General features: G+C 65.3%; 17 protein-coding genes and 1 tRNA gene. 14 read left to right on the top strand and 4 right to left on the bottom strand.

Annotation, left to right across the window (positions count from 1 at the left end):
- Positions 1 to 2: 2 nt before the first annotated feature.
- Both ACVIN2_RS20135 and tsaD read right to left on the bottom strand, forming a co-directional pair.
- Positions 3 to 983 carry an NAD(P)H-dependent glycerol-3-phosphate dehydrogenase gene (locus tag ACVIN2_RS20135; RefSeq protein WP_456766875.1) on the bottom strand — a complete coding sequence of 327 codons (981 nt, stop codon included), beginning with the start codon at positions 981 to 983 and terminating at the stop codon, positions 3 to 5.
- A 188-nt stretch (positions 984 to 1,171) separates the two neighbouring features.
- Positions 1,172 to 2,245 carry a tRNA (adenosine(37)-N6)-threonylcarbamoyltransferase complex transferase subunit TsaD gene (gene tsaD, locus ACVIN2_RS20130; RefSeq protein ID WP_456766874.1) on the bottom strand — a complete coding sequence of 358 codons (1,074 nt, stop codon included), beginning with the start codon at positions 2,243 to 2,245 and terminating at the stop codon, positions 1,172 to 1,174.
- A gap of 164 nt (positions 2,246 to 2,409) precedes the next feature.
- Here tsaD and ACVIN2_RS20125 point away from each other — a divergent pair, with 164 nt between their 5' ends.
- From ACVIN2_RS20125 to ACVIN2_RS20105, 5 genes are all read left to right on the top strand, one after another.
- A complete protein-coding gene (locus ACVIN2_RS20125) occupies positions 2,410 to 3,156 on the top strand; it encodes a uroporphyrinogen-III synthase (protein ID WP_456766873.1) in 747 nt (248 codons plus the stop codon).
- Positions 3,157 to 3,225: 69 nt separating this feature from the next.
- The gene (locus ACVIN2_RS20120; RefSeq protein ID WP_456766872.1) at positions 3,226 to 4,482 is read left to right on the top strand and encodes a COG4223 family protein; all 1,257 of its coding nucleotides are present in this window, start codon (positions 3,226 to 3,228) and stop codon (positions 4,480 to 4,482) included.
- Between the two features lie 36 nt (positions 4,483 to 4,518).
- Positions 4,519 to 6,318, top strand: a complete 1,800-nt coding sequence (locus tag ACVIN2_RS20115; protein ID WP_456766871.1) for a heme biosynthesis HemY N-terminal domain-containing protein — start codon at positions 4,519 to 4,521, stop codon at positions 6,316 to 6,318.
- Positions 6,319 to 6,416: 98 nt separating this feature from the next.
- A tRNA-Thr gene (locus ACVIN2_RS20110) sits at positions 6,417 to 6,492 on the top strand.
- 211 nt (positions 6,493 to 6,703) lie between these two features.
- On the top strand, positions 6,704 to 7,090 hold the full coding sequence (locus tag ACVIN2_RS20105; RefSeq protein ID WP_456766870.1) for a hypothetical protein: 387 nt from the start codon (positions 6,704 to 6,706) through the stop codon (positions 7,088 to 7,090).
- Between the two features lie 74 nt (positions 7,091 to 7,164).
- Here ACVIN2_RS20105 and ACVIN2_RS20100 read toward each other — a convergent pair whose 3' ends face one another.
- Positions 7,165 to 8,211, bottom strand: a complete 1,047-nt coding sequence (locus ACVIN2_RS20100) for a polysaccharide deacetylase family protein (protein ID WP_456766869.1) — start codon at positions 8,209 to 8,211, stop codon at positions 7,165 to 7,167.
- Between the two features lie 253 nt (positions 8,212 to 8,464).
- Here ACVIN2_RS20100 and ACVIN2_RS20095 point away from each other — a divergent pair, with 253 nt between their 5' ends.
- Positions 8,465 to 8,776, top strand: coding sequence for a hypothetical protein (locus tag ACVIN2_RS20095; RefSeq protein WP_456769765.1), 312 nt, complete (start codon positions 8,465 to 8,467; stop codon positions 8,774 to 8,776).
- Between the two features lie 165 nt (positions 8,777 to 8,941).
- Positions 8,942 to 9,154 carry a hypothetical protein gene (locus ACVIN2_RS20090; RefSeq protein ID WP_007604145.1) on the top strand — a complete coding sequence of 71 codons (213 nt, stop codon included), beginning with the start codon at positions 8,942 to 8,944 and terminating at the stop codon, positions 9,152 to 9,154.
- Positions 9,155 to 9,179: 25 nt separating this feature from the next.
- On the opposite strand, the gene ACVIN2_RS20085 is transcribed toward ACVIN2_RS20090, so the two are convergent.
- Positions 9,180 to 10,868: an MFS transporter gene (locus ACVIN2_RS20085; RefSeq protein WP_456766868.1), complete on the bottom strand. Its 1,689-nt coding sequence runs from the start codon at positions 10,866 to 10,868 to the stop codon at positions 9,180 to 9,182.
- A gap of 149 nt (positions 10,869 to 11,017) precedes the next feature.
- On the opposite strand from ACVIN2_RS20085, the gene ACVIN2_RS20080 reads away from it, so the two are divergent.
- From ACVIN2_RS20080 to ACVIN2_RS20050, 7 genes are all read left to right on the top strand, one after another.
- Positions 11,018 to 12,385 carry a hydrolase gene (locus ACVIN2_RS20080; RefSeq protein ID WP_456766867.1) on the top strand — a complete coding sequence of 456 codons (1,368 nt, stop codon included), beginning with the start codon at positions 11,018 to 11,020 and terminating at the stop codon, positions 12,383 to 12,385.
- 34 nt (positions 12,386 to 12,419) lie between these two features.
- Positions 12,420 to 13,787 carry a cytochrome P450 gene (locus ACVIN2_RS20075; protein ID WP_456766866.1) on the top strand — a complete coding sequence of 456 codons (1,368 nt, stop codon included), beginning with the start codon at positions 12,420 to 12,422 and terminating at the stop codon, positions 13,785 to 13,787.
- A gap of 50 nt (positions 13,788 to 13,837) precedes the next feature.
- Positions 13,838 to 15,247, top strand: coding sequence for a DUF5939 domain-containing protein (locus ACVIN2_RS20070; RefSeq protein ID WP_456766865.1), 1,410 nt, complete (start codon positions 13,838 to 13,840; stop codon positions 15,245 to 15,247).
- A 291-nt stretch (positions 15,248 to 15,538) separates the two neighbouring features.
- Positions 15,539 to 16,027 (top strand): tellurite resistance TerB family protein, encoded by a 489-nt coding sequence (locus ACVIN2_RS20065; protein ID WP_456766864.1) that lies wholly within the window; start codon positions 15,539 to 15,541, stop codon positions 16,025 to 16,027.
- A 226-nt stretch (positions 16,028 to 16,253) separates the two neighbouring features.
- Positions 16,254 to 17,033, top strand: a complete 780-nt coding sequence (locus ACVIN2_RS20060) for an SDR family NAD(P)-dependent oxidoreductase (RefSeq protein WP_456766863.1) — start codon at positions 16,254 to 16,256, stop codon at positions 17,031 to 17,033.
- A gap of 127 nt (positions 17,034 to 17,160) precedes the next feature.
- Positions 17,161 to 17,955 (top strand): glutamine amidotransferase, encoded by a 795-nt coding sequence (locus ACVIN2_RS20055; protein WP_456766862.1) that lies wholly within the window; start codon positions 17,161 to 17,163, stop codon positions 17,953 to 17,955.
- Between the two features lie 121 nt (positions 17,956 to 18,076).
- Positions 18,077 to 18,889 carry an enoyl-CoA hydratase gene (locus tag ACVIN2_RS20050; protein ID WP_456766861.1) on the top strand — a complete coding sequence of 271 codons (813 nt, stop codon included), beginning with the start codon at positions 18,077 to 18,079 and terminating at the stop codon, positions 18,887 to 18,889.
- Positions 18,890 to 19,001: the final 112 nt, after the last annotated feature.

Below are 19,001 nucleotides of genomic sequence, written 5' to 3'. Positions count from 1 at the left end.
GTTCATTCCTCTGCCTTGAAAGGTCGCGCCATCAGCCCCGAGATCGCGGCGTCGATCGTGCTTCTGCCGGTCAAAATCGACGCGACGGCTTCCGATACCGGCATTTCGATGCTTTGCGAAGCCGCGAGCTCGATCAGTACCGGCGCGGTGAATTCGCCTTCGGCAAGCTTGCCGGCGGGCGGCTGCTCGCTGCGGCCAAGCGCCAGGCCGAGCGCGAAATTGCGCGATTGTGGGCTCGAGCAGGTCAGGATCAGATCGCCGAGGCCAGACAAGCCCGTGAGTGTTTCGCTGCGTGCGCCGAGCGCGCGGCCGAGGCGTGTCAGCTCGGCAAAGGCGCGGGTGGTGAGTGCGGCCTGGGCGGAAGCGCCGAGCTTGCGCCCGACCGCGATGCCGACCGCGATCGCTAGCACGTTCTTGGCGGCGCCGCCGATCTCGACGCCGCGGACATCGGTGGAGTGATAGGGCCGAAACGTCGGCGAGCCCAGCGCCTGCACCAGGTGGTTGGCCAGCGTTTCTTCCCTCGCCGCCAGCGTGACCGCAGTCGGCAGGCCACGCGCGACATCGTCGGCAAAGCTCGGACCCGACAGGATCGCCGGCTGCGCGTGAGGCGCGGCCTCGACGATCACGTCGGTCATGAATTTATGGGTGCCGTGCTCGATGCCCTTGGCGCAGGCAATGATCGGCACCGGTCTCGCCAGGTGCGAGGCGAGCATGTTGACAGCACCGCGCAGATGCTGCGCGGGCACTGCGATCAGCAGCATATCCGCGCGCGCGGCGAGCGCCAGGTCGCTCGTGACGATGATCTCCGGGGCAAGCCGCACGCCGGGCAGCCGCGGATTGTCTCGGGTCGATGCGATCCGCGTCGCGTGCTCGGGATTGCGCGCCCACAGCGTCACGTTCCGTCCGGCCCGCGCCGCTACCATCGCCAGCGCCGTGCCCCAGGCACCCGCGCTGATCACCGAAACCGATTGCAACGCTGTCATTGCCAGATCTCTCCACTCCCTCGCCCCGCTTGCGGGGAGAGGGTCGGGGTGAGGGGGAGTCTCCGAGAGGACGGTGACAGAGAGACTCGCGGAGAATCCCCCTCACCCGGATTGCATCTCCGATGCAATCCGACCTCTCCCCGCAAGCGGGGCGAGGTGAAGCGGAGCGCGTGGCGACAGCACGGCATTCAATATCCCGCGCGTGTCTTGCCGTATCCGGCCGGTGCCGTCGCGTTCGCATCGAGCAGCCAACGCGCGCGGGGCTGTGCTTCCATCGTGTCGGTCATGCCGAGTGCGAGACGTTCGGCGCCGGCCCAGGCGATCATCGCGCCATTGTCGGTGCAGAGCGCCGGCGGCGGCATGATCAATTGTGTACCGGCTTTCCTCGCAACCTCATGCAGGGCGCCGCGGATCGCCTGATTGGCGGCAACGCCGCCGGCCGCCACCAGCGCACGTGGCGCACCGAACTGCTCGCGGAAGAGTTTGAGACCGACGCTCAACCGGTCGGCTGTGGAGTCGAGCACGGCAGCCTGAAAGCTCGCGCAGAGATCGCTGACGTCCTGCGGTGTGATCTCGGCCAACCGGCTCGCTTCGTTGCGCACCGCCGTCTTCAATCCCGATAGCGAGAAGTTGGCGTCGGGGCGTCCCTGCAGCGGCCGCGGAAACGCAAATCGCGCCGGATCGCCGTTGGCTGCCGCGCGCTCGACCTGCGGCCCGCCCGGATAGGGCAGCCCCAGCATCTTCGCGACCTTGTCGAAGGCCTCGCCGATCGCATCGTCGACGGTGGTGCCGAGCCGCACATACTGGCCAACGCCGGTGACGGCGACGATCTGGGTGTGGCCGCCAGAGGCGAGAAAAAGGCAATAGGGAAATTCGAGTGCGTCGGTCAGGCGCGGTGTCAGCGCATGCGCTTCCAGATGGTTCACCGCGACCAGCGGCGTGTCGTGCACCATCGCGATCGCCTTCGCGGTGGTGAGCCCGACGATGACGCCGCCGATCAGTCCCGGGCCCGCGGCGGCCGCGACACCGTTGAGCTGGGCGAAGTCGATGCCGGCCTCAGTCATGGCGCGGTCGATGATGCCGTCGAGCAGGTCGACATGGGCGCGGGCCGCGATCTCCGGTACCACGCCGCCGAAACGGGCATGCTCCTCGACCTGCGACCACACGATATTGGACAGGATCTTGCCGCTGCCGTCAGGCGCACGCTCAATTACCGCCGCGGCGGTCTCGTCGCAGGTGGTTTCAATGCCCAGTACCAGCATTGGCGAATTGTTATCCAATTTGCGCCCTTCTCACGCCCCTTGCGCTCATCCGCAAAGCAGAGTTCTGGTACGTCCGGTAGCATTCCGGGGTCGGCCAACGCAATCGTCACGCGCGGCCGTCCCTCGTGAAAGCGCCACCGCCACGTGGTTCGGGAACACAAGCGATGTCCATTCTTGTCACACGGCCGCATCCCGACAATGAGGCGACGTCGGAAAATCTACGGGCGCGGGGGCATGTGGTGCTGCTGGCGCCGGTGCTCAAGTTCGAGCCGGTCGCCTTCCATGCCGAGAGTGAAACAAGCTACAGCGCCGTCATTGTCACTTCGGCCAATGCAATTCGTGCCGTCGCGCCGCAATTGCAGGAACTTGGTCTCCTGGAGCTGCCGCTGTTTGCCGTCGGCGAGCACACGGCCGCCGCCGGGCGCGATGCCGGCTTTGCCGAGGTGATCGTCGCTGGTGGCGACGGTGCTGCCCTGCGCGACAAGGTGATGCAGAGCGCGCGCGACAAGCGGCTGAAGAAAAAGGGCACGTTGCTCTATCTCGCGGGCGCGGATCTGTCGCGCGACCTCGGTGGCGAGCTGAGCGCCGAAGGCTTCAACGTCGTCACGCAGACGACCTATCGCATGGCGCCGGTCAAGCTGTTGCCGCGCGATGTCTGTGAGGGCTTTGCCGCCCATGGGATCGAGGCGGTGCTGCATTACTCCCGGCGCAGCGCGCGGGCTTTCCTGGAGGCCGCGCGGGGCGAAGGCGTCGAAATCTCGGCTCTGGCGATCCCGCAATGCTGCCTGTCCGAGACGGTCGCGGGCGTGCTGCGCGAGGCCGGTGCCTCGCAGGTTCTGGTGGCGGCGACGCCGGACGAAAATGCCTTATTTGACACCTTGGAGCGTGCTTTGCGCACCCGTTTGGCGTAAGAGGTCGGGCCGAATCCGACGCAATCGGATCCGTTCGTTCAGGGCATGTAAGTGTGAGGAACCGTCACGATGGCCGACGACAAGCCTGAAGACGCAGGATTGGCTCCCGAGTCCGGCCGCGCCAAGCGCATCCCGCCCACCATCGACCTCCAGGCAACCGAGGTCTCGACCCAGCCGCAGGAGGTGGCGGGCGAGCCTGAGGCAGCGACCGAACAGGCCGCGCATGAGCAGGCCAATTCTGAAGAGGGCAAGTCTCAGGAGGAAATGTCTCAAGAGGCAAAGTCCGAAGAATCTCATGCCGAGCCGCAGCCCGAACCTGCAGAGGAAGAGTCTTCCGTTGCGTCCGCGTCGGTATCGCCGTCGATTTCACCCTGGGTTATCGCTCCGTTCTCCGGCGCTGTCGCAGCCGCCATTGTGATCGCCGTCGGCTGGATGCTGGGCTGGCCTGCGGTGCAGGCGCCGCCCGCTGCTCCGCAAGTGACGGGCGCATCCGTCGACGCGCTGAGCGGGCGCGTTGCTGCGGTCGAAGCCAAGGCGGGCAAGCCTGCCGCCGATCCGGCCGTAATGGCGCGGATCGATGCGCTGGAGAAATCCGCAACGAGCCTGCGCAGCGAAATCGCCAATCTGCGCGCACAATCCGACAAGACCGCGAGCGCCCTGAACGACGCGAAACCGGCGCCGTCTGCTGCCGCGCCCGATCTTGCCGCTCTCAACGACCGCCTCGCGCAGCTCGAGCGTGCCAGCAAGACCGAACGTGCGGAACTCGCGCAGCAAAGCGAGAAGATCGCCGACGCGAAGATGATGGACGACAAGCCGTTGCGCCATGTGGTGGCGGCCGCCTTGCTCGACGTCGCCGTTCGCCACGGCGATGCTTACGCATCGCAGCTCGCCGCCGCGCGGTCGCTGGCGGCAAAGCCGGATATGCTGAAGCCGCTCGACACTTTTGCATCGTCAGGCATTCCGACGCCGGTCGCGCTCAGTCGCGAGCTCCTCAACATCGTGCCGAAATTGTCGCCGCCTGCGGAAGCCCCGGCCAGCGGCACCGGCATCGTCGAGCGCCTTCAGGCGGGGGCGTCGAAACTCGTCCGCATCGAGCGGACCGACGGGGTCGGCAACGATCGCGGCGCGATCGTTGCGCGGGTGACGGCGGCTGCGTTGCGCAACGATTTCGTCGAGGCACGGCGCGAGTTGAAGACGTTGCCCGAGGCCGATCGCGCACCGGCGCAAGCCTGGCTCGACAAGGCCGATGCCCGTGACGCCGCGCTCGCCGCCTCACGCAAATTCGCCGACGCCGCCATGGCGGATCTCGTCAAGCCTGGTCAATAAAGGTTCGCGCAACCATCAGCGCGTATAGGGATCGTCATGCTTCGCATCGTCCTCTTCCTCGTCCTGATCGCGCTGGCGGCGGCCGGCGCGGCCTGGGTCGCCGACCAGCCCGGCGACCTCGTCCTGACCGCGGGCGCCTTCCGCGCCACAACGACGCTTCCCCGATTCGTGTTCTTGCTTGGCCTCTTTGCCGCGGCAGTCGTGCTGGTCTGGAGCCTGCTGACGATGGTCTGGCGCGCTCCGGGGCGTCTGCGCCGCCGTCGTCACGAAAAGCGTCATGCGCGCGGCCGCCACGCTATTACCCACGGCCTGCTTGCGATCGGCCATGGCGACACCGCGCTTGCCCGTCGCCACGCCGATACCGCGGGGCGGCTGGCTGCAAACGATCCGCTCGCGCTTCTCTTGCAGGCGCAATCGGCGCAGCTCGAGGGCAATCGCGACGAGGCCCAGCGCGTCTTCCGTGCCATGGCCGAGCGCGACGACACGCGCCTGCTCGGCCTGCGCGGTCTGTTCATCGAGGCGCAGCGCGCCGACGATGCGGTCGGCGCGGTGATGATCGCCGAGGAAGCGATCAAGCTGTCGCCGTCCTCGACCTGGGCCTCGCATGCGGTGCTCGGCTTCCGCTGCGCGCGCGGTGACTGGAGCGGCGCGCTCGCGATCCTCGATTCGAATCTGTCCGCGGGCCTGATCGACAAGCAGGCCTATCGCCGCCAGCGCGGCGTGCTGCTCGCCGCACGCGCGCTGGAATTGGAAACGATGGACCGCGACGTCGCGCGTGAGAGCGTGATGCAGGCGGTCAAGCTCGCGCCGACCCTGGTTCCTGCCGCAGTGCTTGCTGCAAAATTCGAGAGCGAGGCGCATCAGGTGCGCCGCGCCATGAAGCTGGTGGAAACCGCTTGGCTCGCCAATCCGCATCCTGATCTCGCGGATGCCTATGCGCATGTGAAGCTCGGCGATTCCGCGCGGCAGCGTTTGCAGCGGGTCGAGACGCTTGCGGCCAAGATTTCTGCCGACAAGGCCGGTTATGTCGAGGGCCAGCTGGCGATCGCGCGCGCCGCGATCGATGCGTCCGAGTTCGCCCGTGCGCGCGAAGTGCTGTCGCCTTACGTCAACGATCCCACCCAGCGCGTTGCGCTGCTGATGGCCGAGATCGAGCGTACCGAGCATGGTGACGGCGGCCGGGCCCGCGCCTGGACCTTGCGCGCGGTGCGCGCCCGGCATGATCCGGCCTGGACCGCGGACGGTTATGTCAGCGACCGCTGGCGTCCGGTGTCCCCGGTCACCGGCCGGCTTGACGCGTTCCAGTGGCAGACGCCGGTCGCTAGTCTTCCTTCCGACAGGGGCGCGATGATCGAATCCTCAGCCTTCGAGGAAGCCATGCTGGCGGCTCCGCCGCCGAAGCGGGTGACGGCGGCCCCAAGCGAAGGCCCGGCGGAACCGGTTGTCACGGCGCCGGATCCGGTGCCTGCCGCGCAGGACAATTCGCCGCCTCTTGAGGCCCAGGAAATCTCAAAGGAGGCCGTCCAGGAGGTCGTCCAGGAAGCCGCCAAGGAAGAGCCGGTCGTCGCGCCCGCTGAGCCGGTCCAACCGGCCCCTGAGATCGTCGAATCATCGCCGGCTGCGGCAACGCCCGTGTTCCGGACCCGCGCCGACCTTGGCAAGCCCGCACCAGCCCCCATTCCCGCCGTCATCCCGATCGTCCGTGCACCTGATGATCCCGGGATCGACGACGAGGGTCCGAGCGATGAATTTACGGAACAAATCGGTACGCCCAGGGACCATGCAAAGGCCCAGGCCGGCGGCTGGCGCGGATTCTGGTCTCGCTGGGGCGGGTGAGCGGCATTTGGGAGCCGGCGCCACCTTGCCAATTCGGGCCATGCCCGATATCAGGAGCGCGTAACGGGACCGGCCTCGCGCGGGCCCCGGCAAGGTTCGCCGCAATAGCTCAGTTGGTAGAGCACGTCATTCGTAATGACGGGGTCGGGGGTTCGAATCCCTCTTGCGGCACCAGCGCCCCAGCTCATTTGATCTCCGCGAGCCAGACGTTCTGAGCATTCGGTCATCATGTGCGCACTGCGCAGATGAGTCCGGTCGAGCGCAGCCATTGCATCACCGTGACATCACGTCGGATATCGCACGCCAGTCTGGGTGATCGTGATCACATAAACTCGCGATCGGCTCTCCTAGTGTCCAGCTCACACCAAACACGGGGAGATTTCATATGCGCAAGATCATTCTGGTGGCCGCCATGGTGCTGGTCTCTGCATCTGCCCAGGCCGGAGGCCCGCGCAGCCTGTCGCTGTCCGCGGTGAGCGAGCCGGCTTCGGTTCAGCAAACGGCGCCGGCGCTTGCTGCCGCGCCGACGCAGGTGAGCGAAGCAGCGCCAGCCGCCGAAGCTCCGAAATATCTCGATCGCCCGCCGGCGGTTTCGCTTGCTGCGCCTGCGGCGGCCACACCCGCACCCACGACCACGACGACCTCAGCGCCCGCGACGACGACCCAACCCGCCGCGAAGACGACGGCCAAGGCAGACAAGCCGAAGCACAAGCGCAGCTGGACCGAAGGCCGCATCATCGGTGAGCTGCATCGTCACGGCATCTACTGGTAAGATGCCTGCTCTCAAAAAGCATATGGCCGGGACAAGCCCGGCCATGACGCGAGAGTTTTGGATTTGATCGGCGCTTACTGCGAAACCGTCTGCACCACGCTTCCGATCGGGCGTGCGCTCGAGGTCGGCACCTTCAGGTCCTTCAGCAGCGCCTCGTCATATTCCGGCAGCGTCTGGAAAGTCGTCTTGGCCTTCATCTGCACGATCTTGTAGCCGCCGGCCTTCAACCGCGCGAGCAGCGCCGGCATGGCTTCCCCGGTGTGCTTCTGGAAGTCGTGCATCAGGATGATGCCCTTGCCGAGCTTGTCGAGCCTGGTCATCACGGTCTCGATGATCTTCTCCGGCGTCGCGCCCTTCCTGAAGTCGAAGGAGTCGATGTCGGTCGAGAACATCGCGACGTTGCGAGTACCGAAATAGCTCACGATCGCCGGATTGTGCTGAAGCTGCGGGAAGCGGAAGAACGGTGCGGGATTGGTGCCGAGCGCAAACCTCACTGCGCTGAAGCCCTTCTCGACCTCGTCCTTGGCCATCTGCTCCGTCATCTTCTTGCCGTTCAGATTGACGTGCGACCAGGTGTGCGCGCCGACCGTGTGGCCCTGGGCCAGCACCTGACGCAGGATTTCCGGATGGTAGGTCGCATGCTTGCCGACCGAGAAGAACAGCCCCTTGGTGCATTCATCCGCGAGCGCCTTCAGCACGGCGGGCGTGTTGACCGGCCAGGGGCCGTCGTCGAAGGTCAGCACGACCTCCTTGTCGGTGAGGAAGTCGAACTGCTTGAAATGATCGAAGCCGAAGCCCGGACCGCCGGTGGTGTCGATCTCGACCACGCGGGAGACGCCGAGCGCGTTCGGATTGGCGCAGGTCGATTTCTGCTGCACCGGCATCGGCGCGGGTGCGGGCGCCGGGGCGGCTGCCGCCGGCTTGGCCGCAATCGCCGCCGTGGTCGCGACGTCGTCCTTGGCGGCGAGCTTCGCCTGTGCCGGCAATTGATCTGCGGCACGGGCGGCAATTGTCTTGGGAGCGGCCTGGTCGGCGCGCGAGGAATAATAAAACCAACCGCCGGCGGCGATCACGACCGCCGCAACTACACTGGCCAGCATCAGGCCCAACGCATTACGCATCGCCATTCTTTCCAATTACGCAACCAAACCGGCGGAATTTCCCGCTCGCCGAGCCATTAATGCGAAGGAACAGTTAACGTGACACCAACACGACAGCGGATATGAAGGAATTTCAGCGAGGTGCGCCAACGTGACCGAAGTCACAGAGGGTGGGCCTCCCGTGACCGTCATCACAGTGGAAACTGTTTTGCTGGAGCATGGTCAGTCCCATCAACAACGGGCCCGCTTCCAGCGGTGCCAATGGGAGCTTCAAATGACCAACTCGCTGAACATCAAGTCCTTGAGTAGCAAGATCCGCGACACCAGCCTGGCTCTGGGCTTTGCCGCCATCCTCTCGATCGCCTCGACCGGCTCCAGCTTCGCCTTCTCGTCCGAAGCGCAGCAGCAGTGCACCGGCGACGCCTTCCGTCTGTGCTCATCGGAAATCCCGAACATCCCGAAGATCACGGCGTGCATGATGAAGCATCGTTCGGATCTGAGCGCCGGTTGCCGTGCGGTGATGGACAAGGACCTCGCCAAGGGCGGCGCGTCACGCAAGGTCGCTGACGCCCAGGACGGTCAATAACAGCAACGATAGCGTCGTTGCGTTGGTTAGCTCCCCTCGCGATGTGCCCCGGCGTGAATGCCGGAGCCACGCGGCGGCGCAAGCCCGCCTGCCAATAAAGCGTTGCGGCTTCGGTATCGTCGCTCTAGCTTCCCCGCACATCTTCCGGGTAAGAGGCATTACGCGATGACCAGATTTCTTTTCATTATTCCATTGATCCTGTTTGCATCGGCCGCGTCAGCGCAGCAGCCCGGTCACGACGCCTGTGCGCGCGATGTGACGCGCTTCTGCCGCCCGGTGATGAACAATGGCGATCAGGCTGTGCTCGCCTGCCTCAAGCAGAACCGTACGCGGCTCACCAAAGGCTGCGACAAAGTGCTGACGGATCACGGGCAGTAAGACGTCGCTACGGACTCGCAAAAACCTACGTGCTGCTTCCCGCCGCAGTGGCGACCACGGGCAGCACCTCACTTGCGGCCTGGTCCGGTGTCTCCTCTTTCCAGCGCACCGAGCCGAACGGACGCTCCAGCATGCGGCGGATCCGCACCGGGTCGGGACCGATGTGGAAATCGATCGCCTCCTGATGCAGAGCGCGTTCGGACTGGGTCGAGCGGTTGCGCTGGCGCAGATAGTCGAGCCAGGTCGGACAGTGGTAGCGCTCGGTCCACAATTCGGGATCGGCGATGTCGCGCGCGATCGACCAGCCATAAGCACCGTTGCGCTGACGAGAGAGCTGCACGTCCTGCATCACGTTGTGAAAGGCGCGCGCGTTCTCTTGGGCGACGCGGTATTCGATCTCGACCACCAGCGGCCCGCTGCGTGCCGTGAGCGACAGCTTGACTTCCGGATCGGCCAGCAAATCGGCGTCTTCGTTACGGGCGCCGACGCGCGGCATCGTGAGCCAGATCCCCAGCACCGGCGAGATCAGCATCAGGCTGGCCGCCGTCAGCAAGGCGACCTCGACGCCGGCATAGTCGGTGAGATGGCCCCAGCCCCAGGCGCCGACCGCGATGCCGCCGGAAATCGAGGCCTGGAACGCCGCAAGCGAGCGGCCGGCGACCCAGCGCGGCGCCGAGAGTTGCACGCCGATATTGAACAGTGCGACGGCAGCCATCCAGACCGCGCCTGCGAGCACCAGCGCAGCCGCGGTCAGCACCGGCTCTGTGCTCACGGCGAGAGCGGCCATCGCAAACGCCATCGAGATGGTGCAGGCACGGATCGCGGCTTCGCCGCTCATGCGCTTGCGCAATTCGTGGATGTTGAGTGCACCGACTACGGCGCCCATCCCGAAGGCGCCGAGCATGATGCCGTAAGTCTGCGCGCCGCCATGCAGCAGATCGCGCGCGACCAGCGGCATCAGCGCCATGATGGCACCGCCGATCAGGCCCATCACCAGCGTGCGCAACAGCACGATCTTGATCGGCGGCGAATTGGTGATGTAGCGGAAGCCGGACACCATGGCGCGGTTGAGCTTCTCCCGCGGCAGCCGCGAGGGCTCGGTGTTGCGCCGCCAGAGCAGCAGCACCACCAGCAAGGGCAAATAGAGGATCGCGTTACACGCAAACGCCGCCACCGCGCCGAGCGCGGCGACGATCACACCGCCGACGGCCGGACCGAAGCTGCGCGCGATGTTGTAGCTGATGCCGTTCAGCGCGACGGCCGACGGCAGAGCATCGGGCGGCACCTGCTCGCTCACCGAGGATTGCCAGGCCGGACCGAACAGCGCGTTGCCGCTGCCGACCACGAAGCAGAACGCGAGCAGCGTTTCCGGGGAGATGTAGTTGAACCAGGCCAGGACCGTGAGCGCGGTCGCGCCAGTCAGCGCGATCATGAGCGCGATCAGGGTGACGATACGGCGGTCATACATGTCCGCGATGGCGCCTGCCGGCATCGAGATCAGCATGATCGGCAGCATCAGGGCGGTCTGCACCAGCGCCACCTTGTCCGCCGAGGCCGCCATCTGCGTCATCGCCCAGGCGGCGCCCACGCCCTGGATCAGCAGGCCGAGATTGGAGAGCAGGCTGGCGAGCCAGATGCGCCGGAACACGGTGTACCGCAGCGGCGCCATGATGCCGTCGGCCGCAATTTTCTGGCGATTCGTCTGCTCGGTCATATCCCCTTCCAAATGGGTGGCAGAAGTGGTCTTGAAGTTGTCTTTGGGCGATTCCGGCAAGTTCAGTGATGCCTGTGAAAGTCCTTCGCTGTCCAGTGGTTAGGCCGGTATAAGCGGTGCACAGAGATGGTTTTGCGGGGGAGGAACAGATGAAGCTGTCACGACGGATGATCTTGCAAGGGGCCGGCAGCTTGCCCTTCGCAGTTGCGAGCCTGCGGACGGGCGCATTGGCTCAACCTTCACCTGCCGGGCCGAGCGAGGTGCCTCCGATCCTGTTCGTCCACGGCAATGGCGATTACGACGCGCTCTGGATGACGACCTTGTGGCGGATGGAATCCAACGGTATCGCGCGCGACCGCATGGTGGCGATCAATTTCACCGATCCCAATGCACGAAGTGACGACAAGGTCGAGCAGGCGGGCCGCTCCTCGACTGAGGACCAGCGCCGCGAGCTCGCCGCCGCCATAGCCGAACTGAAGCGCCGCACCGGCGCCGCCCGCGTGGCGCTGGTCGGCAGCTCGCGCGGCGGCTATGCCATCCGCAACGTCATCAAGAACGGCGGCGCCGGCGATGTCAGCCACGCCGTGCTGTGCGGCACGCCCAATCATGGTGTGTTCGCGACCGACGACCAGCCCAACAGCGAGTTCAACGGCCGCGGCGCGTTCCTGCGCAGCCTGAACGAGGGCGAGAGCGAGGTCACGCCGGGTGTCGCCTTCCTCACCTTGCGCAGCGACGGCATGGACAAATACGCGCAGGCCGATGGCCGTTTCATCGGCAAGCCCGGTACGCCGACCGGCGTCAGCGTCGAAGGTCCGGAGTTGCAGGGGGCCACCAACCTCGTGCTCGGCGCACTCGATCATCGCGAGGTGGCGTTTCACCCCCGGGCCTTCCGCGAGATCTACAAGTTCATCGCCGGCCGCGAGCCCGCGCGCATCGCGATTGTGCCGGAGCAGGGCGTGAAGTTGAGCGGCCTTGTTACCGGCACGCCCGGCGGCGTGTCGACCAATCGCCCGGTGGCGGGTGCAACCGTCGAGATATTCCGCGTCGACCCTGATACCGGGGAGCGCAAGGGTAGCGCCGTGCACAGCGCGAAGACCGGCGCCGACGGCCGCTGGGGACCGGCGCAGGTCGAGCCTTCCTGGTCGCTCGAATTCGCCCTCGCAGCGCCGGATGTGCCGACCACGCACATCTACCGCTCGCCCTTCCCGCGCTCGTCCGACCTGGTGCATCTGCGCGCTGCGCGTCCGCTCGGGCCCGCGGACAAGGACGCCGGGGCTGTCGTGATCATGTCGCGTCCGCGCGGTTATTTCGGCCTGCCGCGGGACGTGGTGCTGCTCGACGGCAAGGAGCCGGCGGACGTCAAATCGGGGGTGCCCACGGATTCGACAGCAACGCTGCGCCTTCAGGCCGGCGAGGTCGGGCGTAACATCGTGGCCCAATTTGGCGAAGAACGAATTGTGGCACGCGCCTGGCCTGCCTCCGAGAACAGGATTGCGATTGCCGAGCTGACTTACTAGCTAATTGCCTGCGTCACCTCTGCGGGAGCGAGCCATGAACATCGCCAGCGTGCGTCGGCCCATCGTCCCTCCGACGCCGCCCCGTGCGCCCGACGACATGTCGTTCCTCGGCCGGCTTGCCGTGATCAAGCGGAACATGATCGCGACCTGGGGGCAGCGCGCCTACGAGGAAGACGTCATCGAGGGCCGCTTCTTCTTCCGCAACAGTTTCATCCTGAACCGGCCGGATGCGATCCGGCACGTCCTGCTCAGCAATTACGAGAATTATTCGCGCACCCCCGCGGGCATCCGCATGCTTCGTCCCGTGCTCGGCGACGGTCTTCTGATTGCGGAGGGCCATTCGTGGACGTTTCAGCGCCGCACTCTCGCACCGGCGTTCACGCCGCGTGCGACGGCAAATCTCGTTCCGCACATGACGGCGGTGCTCGACGAGACCATCGCGAAGCTCGACGCTCGCACGAGCGAGCCGGTCGATCTGCGCGAGATCATGCAGCGCATGACCCTGGAGATCGCCGGACGCACCATGTTCTCGTTCGGCATGGATCGCCATGGCCCGACCTTGCGCAACTTTGTCATGGAGTATGGAGCCCGGCTTGGGCGGCCGTACTTGCTTGACATGGTGCTGCCGCTGTCCTGGCCGAGCCCGATGGATTTTGCCCGCGCCCGTTTCCGCAAGCGCTGGACCGAATTCGTCGCGATGCTGATCGCCGAGCGGCGTGAGATGGGCAAGAAGGAGGGCGCGCCGCCGCGCGATCTGTTCGACCTCATGGACGAGGCGCGCGACCCCGAAACCGGCAAGGGCTTTTCGGACGAGCAACTCGTCGACGAAGTCGCGACCATGATCCTCGCGGGCCACGAGACCACGGCCACCGCGCTATTCTGGGCGCTCTATCTGCTCGCGCTCGATCCGGATACGCAGGAGGAGATCGCCTCCGAGACCCGTGGCGAACATCTCGACAGCATGGCCGATATCGATCGCCAGAAGTTCACCCGCGCCGCGATCGAGGAGACCATGCGGCTTTATCCGCCGGCCTTCCTGATCGCCCGGGCCGCGCGCGAGAAGGACAACGCGGCCGGCGTCGCGATCGGCAAGGGCGACATCATCATGATCGCGCCGTGGCTGCTGCACCGGCACGAGAAGCTGTGGGATCAGCCGAACGCGTTCATTCCAAAACGCTTCATGTCGACGGAAGCGCCCGATCGGTTTGCCTATCTGCCCTTTGGCGCGGGTCCGCGGGTCTGCATCGGCGCGCCATTCGCGCAAGCCGAATCCGTGCTGGCGCTGGGCCGGCTGATCGGCGCGTTCCGTGTCGAGCTTGCCGATACCAGCCCTGTCATTCCGCTCGGCGTCGTCACGACCCAGCCGGACCGTTCGCCGCTGTTCCGCATCACGCGTCGGTGACAGGCGTTCGCTTGGCCGACGGCGTGATCCACACCAGATAGAGTTACGCCATGAGCGACATTCAGGCCCAGTTTTCCGTTCTGAAGCAGACCGCGGATGCGAAAGTGGTCGACGCGATCGCGCGCCTTATCGACGATGGCGAAGATCACGAGCTCAACCGCGTCAATGTCCTCGATTTCGCGAAGCAGCACGGTCTCGATGAAGAGCACGCGATCTCGGCATTCCTGCATTCGGCGCGGCTCGGTCTATTCGATCTGGGCTGGAATGTGCTGTGCCCGGGCTGCGGCGGCGTGTTGGGGGCGCACTCGACCCTGAAGGCGCTCAAGCCCGACGATTATCACTGCGCGCTGTGCGCCTGCGGCTATAAGGCCTCCGTCGATGACCAGGTCGAAGTCTCCTTCACCGTCAATTCACGTGTCCGGCGCATTGCGGCGCATGATCCCGATACGCTTCCGGTGTGGGAGTACTTCAAGCAGGTGTTCTGGAGCTCCGGCGTCGACTTCAACAAGGAATCGTTTGCGACGCTCGCCAATGAGGTGACGCTGGATACGATGGAGCTGCCGGCCGGCGAGAAGGCGACCATGTCGCTGCAGCTGCCGAACGACTTCATCATCATCTTCGAACCGGTGACGCACGCCGCCCATTTCATCGACGTGCAGGGCGAGCCGACCAAGGACCGTCAGCAGCTCGCCATCATGTACAACAGGGTGCAGGCGCCGACGGGAACCACGACCATGCGGCCGGGCCCGCTGCGGCTGTCGCTGGAGAACCAGGCTGGCGTGCGCGTGCTGCCGTCGGTGTTCATCGCGGCCGAGGCGCTCCACCACCTCATCGGCAAGCGTAAGCCGTTTCTTACCGCCAAGCGGATGCTGTCGAACCAGACGTTTCGTGATGTGTTCAAGGCGGACAATCTCAGTCTCGACCAGCGGCTCCAGATCACCTCGCTGACCTTCCTGTTCACCGATCTGAAGGGCTCGACCGCGCTCTATGAGCGCGTCGGCGATCTCGCCGCCTTCGACCTCGTGCGCGCGCATTTCCACGCGCTGCTCGAGATCATCTCCTCCGAGAAAGGCGCGGTAGTGAAGACCATCGGCGACGCCGTGATGGCGACCTTCGTCCGTCCCGAGCATGCGATCGCAGCGGGTTTGCGGATGCGCGCGGCGATGGACGAGCTCAACAAAAAGCGCGGCACTGCCGATCTCATCGTCAAGATCGGCATCCACGAGGGTCCGTGTCTCGCGGTGATGCTGAACGAGCGGCAGGATTATTTCGGCCAGACCGTCAACATCGCCGCCCGCGTGCAGAGCCTCTCGACCGCGCAGGAGATCCACATCACCGGCCCGGTGCTGGATGCACCGGCGGTCGCCGAAGTCCTCAAGCAGCGCGAGATCAGGCCGATCCAGAAGCAGGCCGCACTGCGCGGCATCGCCGACAAGATGGTGGTGTACGAGATACCGTGACTGGGTGTCGTCCCGGCGAAGGCCGGGACCCATACCGCGTGATTTCCGAAACGGGCTGGATGGTCGTTGCCAAAGCCTTCGCCAAACCGCAGCCTGTGGTTATGGGTCCCGGCCTTCGCCGGGACGACATGTGCGCACTTGCCTTGCCCTACTCCAAAATCACAGCGCTCCAGATTGCCGAAACGTAATGCAGCGCGCGGAACTGACGCACGTTGCGCCGGTTGAGTTTCCTGCTCATATAATGCTGGTAGCGGCCGCGCTCTGCGGCTTCATCGATTTCGGTAGGACCTTATGCTCGACGGCCTGCGCCAATTCATCGCCGACATTGTTGCTCCCCATGCCCAGGACCGCGCATTCGGTGACAGTGATTACCGGCTGGCGGCGACCGCGCTGCTGGTTCACGTGATCTCGCTGGACGGCCAGCCGACGGCTGCCGAGCAGCGCAAATTGCACAGCCTGATCGAAAGCCACTTTGGGCTCGATCGCGGCACTGCCGATCGTCTGATCGCGGATGCGACGGAGGTCGAGGGTGAGGCGGTCGACCTCTATCACTTCACCAGCGTCATGATGCGCTCGCTCGACGAAGAGGGCCGCAAGCGGATCGTCCAGATGATGTGGGAGCTGGTCTACGCCGACGGCCAGGTCACGGAGTTCGAGGACAATGTGGTCTGGCGCGCCTCGGACCTGCTCGGGATCGCCCAGCGCGACCGGATCGACCTGAAGCACGCGGTCGCAGATCGTGCCGGTGGTCAGGTCAAGGACAGCGCGCTCGGTGGGTGATCTCTGCCAGCACCGCCAATTGACGGTTGTGGCGACACATGACGAAACTTTAATGTAGCCCCCGGCCGTCTCGACTCCGGATTCGTCCGTAAAATCCCGGTTTTTTTCGCCCCCTGTCACCCGCTCAAGTGGCCATGCTGTCAGCGCCGCTTGCCTGTCGCGCTCGGCCTATGCTCTGGTTCCAGCATTGCGGGGCCAAAAAACTTCAATTCAAGAGACTTCGATCGTGACTGAGCGGGTAACGTTGATCACCGGTGCCTCGGCGGGCATCGGCATGGAGCTGGCGCGTGTGTTCGCCGCGAACGGACATCGTCTTGCGCTGACGGCGCGACGCGCGGACCGGCTCGAGGCGCTCGCGAACGAGCTCGCCGCCAAGGGCGGCAAGAAGCCGATCGTGATCGCCTGCGATCTTGAGGACGCGGATGCCGGCGAGAAGATCGCGGCCGCACTCGCCGCTGAAGGCGTCGAGCTCGACAATCTCGTCAACAATGCCGGCTTCGGCGTATTCGGTGACGCAATCGAGCGCGACCGCGTCGAGCAGCTCGGCATCGTCGATGTCAATGTCCGGGCCCTGACGGATCTGTCGCTGCGCTTTGCCGATCAGCTCATCAGGAACAAGGGCGGTCTTCTCAACGTCGGATCGGTCGCGGGCTATCTGCCCGGCCCCGGCATGGCGGTCTATTACGCGTCCAAGGCCTATGTCATTTCCTTCACCGAGGCCTTGCGGGCGGAGCTTGCACCGCACGGCGTTCGCGTCACCGTCCTTTGCCCGGGCCCGGTGCCCACCGAATTCCAGGCGCGCGCCGGCGTCGGGTCCGGCCATGATACGGCCCTTCTCAATGTTCCTGCCGCCGATGTCGCACGGCAGGCCTATTGCGGGCTGATGGCCAATAAGCGGGCAGTGCTCCCTGGTCTGGGCATCAAGGTCGTGCCATTTGCGCTGCGCTTCTTCCCGCGCGGCTTCATCCTGTCGGCTACCAGCCGGTTTCAGAGGCAAAGACAGTAAAGAGAGCTCTCGGTCCGTCGTGGCCCGGAGCTTGCTTTCTATCGGGCGTGTGTGTGCGCAAACTCACACGAAATTAACGATCGCTTAGTTATGCTGGCGGTCTGAACCGATAGCACTCGCAGAGACCATGTCGTTCCGGACGAACAGGTTTGGTGGCGCAGAAGTGGTGCCCTTCCCCAGAAGGACGCCGAACGTCGCCGCCTCCGAAACCCGGTTGCCGGTTCTGATCATCCTGCATCAGGAATCCTCGACGCCCGGCCGCGTCGGCAATGCGCTGCGCGCGCTCGGCCATCGCCTCGACGTCCGCCGTCCCCGTTTCGGCGATCCGCTGCCCGAGACCCTCGACCAGCATGCGGGCGCAGTGGTCTTCGGCGGTCCCATGAGCGCAAACGACCCCGACGACTACATCCGTCGCGAGATCGACTGGATCGAAATTCCGCTCCGCGAACAGCGGCCCTTTCTCGGCATCTGCCTCGGCGCGCAGATGCTGGCGAAGCAGTTAGGGGCCCGCGTCGCGCCGCATGCGGATGCGCTGACCCAGATCGGCTACTACCCGATCCGCCCGACACCCGCGGGACACGGGCTCTGCCCGAATTGGCCGGCGCGGGTCTATCACTGGCATCGCGAAGGCTTCGAACTGCCGGTCGGCACCGAACTGCTTGCGGAAGGCGATGATTTTCCGGTGCAGGCGTTCCGCACCGGCAACGCTTTCGGCGTGCAGTTTCATCCTGATGTGACCTACGCAATGATGCATCGCTGGACCACGCGCGGCTATGACGGCCTCAGCGCGCCCGGCGCGCGGCAGCGGCATCATCATTTCGCAGATCGTGCCGTCTACGATGCCGCCGAACGCGCCTGGCTCGATCACTTCATCGACGGCTGGCTGACCCGCCGGCCGGTTCTGGCGCAAGCCGCCGAGTGATCGCGCCTTAGCAGGTCCTTAACGCAGGTCCTTGGCGCAAGCTCTTCTCATCCGTTTGTATGCTAGGCTCATTGTCAACGAGCGCGCGCGAACGCGTGCCGGCAAACAAAGGGAGAGCGCCATGGCCTACGAACACATTCTGTATGATGTCAGCGACAAGGTCGCGACCATCACGCTCAACCGTCCCGACCGCATGAATGCGTGGACGCCCATCATGGAGCGCGACGTGCGCCATGCAATGGAAGCATCGAGCGCCGATGACAATGTCCGCGTCATCGTCATCACCGGCGCGGGCCGCGCTTTCTGCGCCGGTGCCGACATGGACGCATTGAAGGGGCTCGACCCCGATGATGTCAGGCGCGCGTCGAACCTTCCGCCCTTCGACATGAACCGGCGGCCCGATTGGCAGACGCGCTATGGCTTCTATCCCTCGATCGGAAAGCCCGTCATCGCCATGCTCAACGGCGCGACCGCCGGCATCGGCCTCGTCCACGCGCTCTATTGCGACCTGCGCTTTGCCGCCGACAACACCGTGTTCACCACCGCCTTTGCGCGGCGCGGCCTGATTGCCGAGCACGGCATCAGCTGGATGCTGCCGCGAATCGTCGGCCACGCCAACGCGATGGATCTGTTGCTCTCGGCGCGGCGCGTTTCGAGTGACGAGGCGTTGCGGATCGGGCTGGTCAACCGGCTCTGTTCGCCGGAAAGACTCCGCGAGGAGACCTATGCCTATGCGCGCGACCTCGCCGATTTCGTCTCGCCGAGCGCGATGGCCGTGATCAAGCGGCAGCTCTACGAGGTGCCGTTCCAGACGCTGGCGGAGGCGACGATCGCGGCCAACCGGGACATGATGGTGGCGCTGAACGGCAGCGATTTCCGGGAGGGAGTCGCAAGCTTCATGGAGAAGCGGCCGCCGAGGTTTACGGGGAAGTAGGGGGAGGGATTCGGATGGAGCCCGCCGTCGCCCTTCGGGCTATGGCGCGGCAGCCTTCGCTCACTTCGCTGCGAGAGACCTTCCGGGCTTGCCTAGCCGTAGCTCGCGAAGC

The organism is Bradyrhizobium sp. USDA 3650 (assembly GCF_054057395.1).
Note: the sequence above shows the minus strand (reverse complement) of the source record. Positions and strands in the feature narration are given on the sequence as shown.